This is a genomic window from Roseburia sp. 1XD42-69 (assembly GCF_003612565.1).
Taxonomy (GTDB): Bacteria; Bacillota; Clostridia; order Lachnospirales; family Lachnospiraceae; genus Roseburia_B.
Genome location: NZ_RAZG01000051.1, coordinates 23,163 through 29,162, shown reverse-complemented (window position 1 = coordinate 29,162; position 6,000 = coordinate 23,163). Strand labels below are relative to the sequence as shown.

General features: G+C 41.3%; 7 protein-coding genes and 1 pseudogene. 2 read left to right on the top strand and 6 right to left on the bottom strand.

Features of this window, described 5'->3' with window-relative positions; translation table 11 throughout:
* Positions 1-454, top strand: a 454-nt coding sequence (locus D7Y06_RS26080) for a hypothetical protein (protein WP_158591418.1), incomplete at its 5' end; no start/stop codon positions are given.
* Between the two features lie 161 nt (positions 455-615).
* Here D7Y06_RS26080 and mobQ read toward each other — a convergent pair.
* The 6 genes and pseudogenes from mobQ to D7Y06_RS18175 all read right to left on the bottom strand — a co-directional run.
* Positions 616-1,413: pseudogene (gene mobQ / locus D7Y06_RS18200) on the bottom strand (MobQ family relaxase); the annotation flags it as partial.
* A gap of 290 nt (positions 1,414-1,703) precedes the next feature.
* Positions 1,704-1,925, bottom strand: coding sequence for a DUF3847 domain-containing protein (locus tag D7Y06_RS18195; protein ID WP_330566520.1), 222 nt, complete (start codon positions 1,923-1,925; stop codon positions 1,704-1,706).
* 158 nt (positions 1,926-2,083) lie between these two features.
* Positions 2,084-2,953 (bottom strand): ATP-binding protein, encoded by an 870-nt coding sequence (locus tag D7Y06_RS18190; RefSeq protein ID WP_120409147.1) that lies wholly within the window; start codon positions 2,951-2,953, stop codon positions 2,084-2,086.
* Positions 2,950-3,450 (bottom strand): replication initiator protein A, encoded by a 501-nt coding sequence (locus D7Y06_RS18185; protein WP_243119386.1) that lies wholly within the window; start codon positions 3,448-3,450, stop codon positions 2,950-2,952. Before D7Y06_RS18185 ends, D7Y06_RS18190 begins: the two co-directional genes overlap by 4 nt.
* Before the next feature lie 77 nt (positions 3,451-3,527).
* Positions 3,528-3,923 carry an adenylate cyclase gene (locus D7Y06_RS18180; protein WP_120409145.1) on the bottom strand — a complete coding sequence of 132 codons (396 nt, stop codon included), beginning with the start codon at positions 3,921-3,923 and terminating at the stop codon, positions 3,528-3,530.
* Positions 3,920-4,843 (bottom strand): ParM/StbA family protein, encoded by a 924-nt coding sequence (locus D7Y06_RS18175; RefSeq protein ID WP_120409144.1) that lies wholly within the window; start codon positions 4,841-4,843, stop codon positions 3,920-3,922. Before D7Y06_RS18175 ends, D7Y06_RS18180 begins: the two co-directional genes overlap by 4 nt.
* A gap of 323 nt (positions 4,844-5,166) precedes the next feature.
* Between D7Y06_RS18175 and D7Y06_RS18170 the strand changes: the two genes are divergently transcribed.
* Entirely contained in the window at positions 5,167-5,988 is an 822-nt protein-coding gene (locus D7Y06_RS18170) for an HAD family hydrolase (RefSeq protein WP_120409143.1), read from the top strand.
* Positions 5,989-6,000 lie beyond the last annotated feature (12 nt).

Here is a 6,000-nt window from a genome sequence, read left to right as displayed (position 1 = left end):
GAAGAAAAAAAGACATCGCTTACAGCGGGAGCTTAAGGCCGTCGAAAAAATCTATGCTGGAACACTTGACTGGCTGGAACAGGGAGAACTGTATTCCTGGGTGGAGGCTGGCAACAGCCCCTTCACAAATCCGGAACAGATCATTCATGAGGATGGCACTCCTTTTGACTTTATTGAATGGCACCGCAGTGCGCGGTGGGTCACGGTCATAGAGACTCCGGCAGTGGAAGTGTCTGACAAGGAACGGTTTGATTTCTATACGGACAGAAAGACGGAGCAAGGCTCCCTGGAAGAAACCAGAAAGTTCCTCCGGGATGCCCAGAGTTTCCTGGGATGTGAGATCCTGGCCCTCATGGGTTTCTTAAAAGAGAAAGGGCTCTTGTATGAATATCTACGATATAAATATAAAGCTTATGCTTGCCAGATAGAAGAAGAGGAACTGCCATTTTCATAAGATGATACAGAATACTCCTGCGCAATTAATTTGCATGGGAGTATTTTCGTTCTGGTAATGTGCAGAAGCGTTTCCGGATAATGTGGCTGGAGAACTACATCAATTTTATATGGTGCTAAAATAATCTGAAGATTGGCGGCTCTTTTAATCTGGAAAACAACACGTTCTTTAAAACTCCGGTGGTCAATCCGTTCGTCAATATCCTTTTCTGCAAGCATTCTGTTTGTGACATCTGCCCATGCTTCACGCCATTTTATCAACTGTTCGTCACTGTTCCAGCGTTCGGTTATGGGGTTCTGCCTTCCGTATTTGGTACTCTTAGGATATTTTGATACACGTTCATATCCTATTGTATCTGCTTCGGATGGTGTCATGTATACTTTTTTCCTGCCAACTTTATACTGGTACTGTTTTTCCCAGCCGGATTTCTGTGCGGATTTAAACTCGGCAGCGGTAAAGCCTTTTTCTTCCCCATTGCGTTTACAGAGGTATTCTTTTTCTGTTTTATACTGCCATTTCCCGTTTACGTCCAATGGACGCACCGTTAAAATTATATGTGCGTGGGGGTTATGTCCGTCTGTGTCATGTATAGCAAAATCAGCGCACATACCTTCTGATACAAAATTATCATTGATGTATCGGCGCAACAGGTCAATCCATTCATCTTTGGACAACTCAATGGGGAGCGCGACGACAAATTCGTGCGCAAGCCTGCTGTCCTTAGTCTTTTCTGCTTCTTCAACGGCGTTCCATAGTTTCTCTCTGTCTGCCCATTCCGGCGGGGCATTTGTCGGAAGCACGATTTCCTGATGGACTAAGCCGTGTTTTCTTGTATAGTCGTGTTCTATGCCGTCGTAATCGTTGTACAGCTTGGAACAGCTCATATAGGCAGAGGCGGCTACAACGGAACGTCCTGTGCCACGACTGATTATTTTTGCTTCAAGGTGATAAATTGCCATATAATTGTATACCTTTCTTAAAATGCTATTCTATTGATTGGAAAAATCAGAAGTGCATTCTGCATATCTGATTTTTTTGCCAATTTATCTGCTTTGAATATGCAGCATTAAATGAAACTTGGTCTGACACAACCTTGTGTGTATCCGTGAAAGTGGCGGCTGCATATCGTCCGTTCCGCCTGCGGAACAGGACAAGCCCTCTGCAAGAGCGCACGTGCCCGACCAGCGGGAGGGATACCACCGCCCGATTTATCGGGTGGTGAGTAAGTGCGCCCTTATCAGGGAAGGGACTACGAAAGTCCCCGTAAGCATACCGTCAGTTCACACTTTAACTGCTCCATGCTCATATCCCTGACTGACGGAGCGATACTTTCGAGAAGCGCCCCCTCCTGTATCAGCCTGTGTGTCCTTGCTTTCTGCTCCTTTACGCGGTTTCTCGCCTCCGCCTCCTCTACACGGTGCTTTGCCTGCAAAACCTTCTTTTCTTCCTCTGACATATTACTCTGGCTCATAAAAGCCCCCTTTCTGCCGTTTCCAGCTTATTACGGTATTTGTTTTTACGTTATTGGTACTGATAATGGAATAAGTAGTAACAGATGATTTAATCAGGTATTTAATGCCTTTTATTGATACTGACAGAACTAAATCTGTAGCTTTACCAGCACTAATTCTATGTGACATTAATGTCATTTTCTGGGTGTGACAGAATGTTTCCTGCTTCTTTAAAATTGGCTTCACAATTGATTGCCCGTATATTCTGGCTGCTGATTTTTAGCGGTACGCATACTTCAAGAATTCTGTCATAAATTCTGCTTCGGACTAAACCGCATGGATTTTTGAGTTCGTTTAGTGTTAAATTTGTAGTGACTATCAGCGGCTTTTTGCTCCTGTACCTTGTGTCAATCACATTAAACACCTGCTCCAGTGCAAACTCGGTACTGCGCTCCATGCCAAGGTCGTCAATGATTAAAAGGCTGTACTGGTTAAGGCTGTCTATATAGCCGTTTCTGTCTTCCTGAAACATACCCGTAAGAGTGTTTAATATCCGCCCAAACGTTGTCATCATAACAGGTATACACTGGTCTAAAAGGGCGTTCGCTATGCACCCGGCTAGAAATGTTTTGCCTGTACCAATATCTCCCCACAACAACAGTCCAATCCCTTTTTCAAGCATTTCGGGAAAGTGGAGCGTATATTCATAAGCCTTTTCTGACTGCTGGCTGTTATAGCCCACGTCTTTATCAAAGGTACATTCATATAAAGCCCTGTCATGCAGACCTGCGGAACGTTTGGCGGCTATGTCGTTCAAAAATTCACGCCTGATGCGCTCAGCTTCTTCTTTTTCGTATGTCTCTCTTTGACACTGGCACATAATATCAGGCATATATGTTTTCCCTAATGCAGATACACGTTTTTGTCTTGGGGTATTGCATTTTTTACAGTAAATAAGACCGTCAGATGTGTTGATATATTCATCATCATTTGGTACGGCTGATTTTGTGGTTTGGGTAAATATATTTATTTTGTTATTGTCATTCATAGGCTTTCATTCTCCCGACAGGAATAATCCCTGTATTCTTTTTCTTGATATTTCGTTTTATATCCATTATTTTTAATAGTGGACAGTTTTCTGTCCCTCCGGCAGACAGTTTCCTGTCCCTCTGTGTGATAATATTCTGTCCCTCCGACAGACAGTTTTCTTTCTCTCTCCGCTGGTATTTTTACATAGATACGGCTTGGCATACCCGCGCCCTGCTTTACCCGTCTTATTAAATCTGCCTTTTCCAATGCGGCTAGAGAGGTTTTTACGGTCATTTCGCTTTTATGAAGTGTTTCTGCAAGGGATTTGACAGGGTAGTATAAAAAAGTATGCCCCGACTCGTCCGTCCATTTATCTGATTTAAGGGAGAGCCTCGCCCTGTCCAGCAGAAATGTATATAAAATCATGGCAGTTTCATTTATTCCTGCGTCCAGCAAAAATCGCGGAAAGACCATATACGGGGCAAGGCTGTTTTCATTTTTAAGGTACTCATTCATAAACATATCTCCCTTTTATTCATAAGGTACTGCAAAAAAATAAATCATAACTTTTGCTTTGGACAGTTCCTATGATATTATTCACCAAGAAAGTCCCAGTCCACATCTTCATCACTGTTCTGATTATCTGTTAAAGCTGTATTGACCGCTGACGGCGCTGGTACATGAACTTTGGTCTGTCCAATGCCCGACATCAGACCTGTAATGAATAATGGGAGTGTTTTCTCCATAGTTTTTTCAACTGCGCCTACAATCTGCCCTACAAACTGTTCCTCGCGCTGCCTTGTTTCAAAATAGGGATCGTCTTTCCTGTGGTAGTAACGTTCAAAATAATCACATACCGATAAGGCGATGGCATTGCTGTACGATTTAAAAGTGCCCTTGTCCATTGTCTGTAGATACTGCCACGCCTTACGCTGCAAATCCTTGTCGAGATTAAAACGTAAATTAGTGCTGCGGATATTGTTCCTCATGACTGCTCCTTTCTACGAAGCGCATGGTACGCCAAAAATTCGTACCCCTTTGCTATCGCGCAAATATCATCAATAATTGTCACACGCTCTTTATCATAGTTTCCAAAATATTTCAGCAGACAGCCACCCCCGCCGACAACATATAATCGCATAAGGTCGGGACTGTATTCATAACGGCGCAGGGTAGCGAAAAGATTACTTACATATTCTGTAGCGGTTCTTTTAATACATTCGAGATAAGTACTGCCGATATCCGCTGTGCCGGAACGTAAAAACTGTTCAATAATGGAATCCTCAATTTTAACGCCAAAACTGTCAAGAACTGCATTTCTTGCCGCAATCATGCACTGGTTGACACCGTATTTTTCTGTATAACTGCGGTTCTCAATAGGCTTTTTGTTGTTGATATACAGAATATTCATAGTCCCGTTGCCTATGTCTGCAAGTAAGTTTGTGCCTTTAAAATCCACAAGATGTTCAACAACTGCTGGATAACCCTGTGGGTAGATGCTGCACCCGACAACGTTAATATGGTAATCTGTTCCATTAAAACGAAAATCCATGCAGGGGCTTTTCATAAGATATGCCCTGAAATCCTCCCTCTGCCTGCGCACCCATGTGAGAGGAAGTCCTGCGGCAAGGTGTACGTCTGCCCGTGTAAGCTGTTCCCTGTGAAGCTCCCTTGCAATGCCCATCATGGTCAGCAGGTAATAATCCTCGTCCATGCATTTGTCTGACACAAACTCTTTGTGTCCGTCGCCGATCCGGTAATATCTGCCGTTGTACTCTAAAATATTACCCATGAAAATCGGTTCGGTGTCATAGGCTGTAATGCCTGTGGGCGTGACCGTGTTTGCGGTCTTGATGTTGCCGTAGCCGTGGTCTATGGCAATGATTTTGATACTGTTAAGTTCTTTCATACGTTTAGTCCTCCCGATAATGTTATTTTCACAATATTAGTACCTGACTTTTCAATCTGGTACTGTTTCCGTGTAAAATTAGTCTAACGAAAATCGGAAGATGATACATTGAGTGCGGATTGACTATGAATTGACTAAAAATGAAAAAATTCTTGAAACAAGAATGAATATAGGGCGTGGCGGTTTCTATGCCCAATATTTTTGTGGAAAATAAAGGATAAAAGTGGTATAATCAAAAAACAAAAGATATAGACAAATTATTGTTTGTATCGTAAACAAACTTCATATAAATATATGTTGCGTTTTGAAAACAGGAGGAATTTATGAAAACTCTGTATGTATCAGACTTAGATGGAACATTGTTACGAAGTGATGCCCAAACTTCTGAGTATACTAACCAAGTGATTAATAAATTAACGTCAGATGGGATACTTTTTTCTTATGCTACGGCTAGGTCATATCTAACAGCTACAAAAGCAACAAAAGGACTAAATGCCAAAATACCTATCATTACATACAATGGCGCTGTCATTTTGCAAAATGATACTTTTGATATTATTGCACAAAATGTATTTTGTCAAAATGAAAAAGAAGAAATTTTGAATGAAATACTGCGTCAAGGCATTTATCCTATTGTTTACGCTTACATATCAGGTAAAGAAAAATTTTCTTATGTTGTAAATAAATGCAATCGTGCTACAACTGAATTTTTATTGACTCGTAAGGGGGATGTAAGAGATACACCTGTTGAATTTGATAGTGCGCTGGAATTCGGAGATGTTTTCTATTTCACTTGTATTGATGCATACGAAAAATTGGAACCACTATACATTCAATTCAAAGAAAAATATCATTGCATTTTTCAAACAGATATCTATAGTGGGGAACAATGGTTAGAAATTATACCCCAAAATGTTTCAAAGGCAAATGCAATTTTACAATTAAAAGAGCGATTGGGAATTGAATACATTGTTGCTTTTGGCGATGGAAAAAATGATATTGAAATGTTTGAAATAGCGGATGAATCATATGCTGTGGAGAATGCGGTAGACGAATTAAAAGCAATCGCTACCGGAATTATAGAAAGCAATGATTCTGATGGTGTAGCGAAATGGTTATATAATAAGTTCTGCACGATTGTATAACAAATTTGGTTC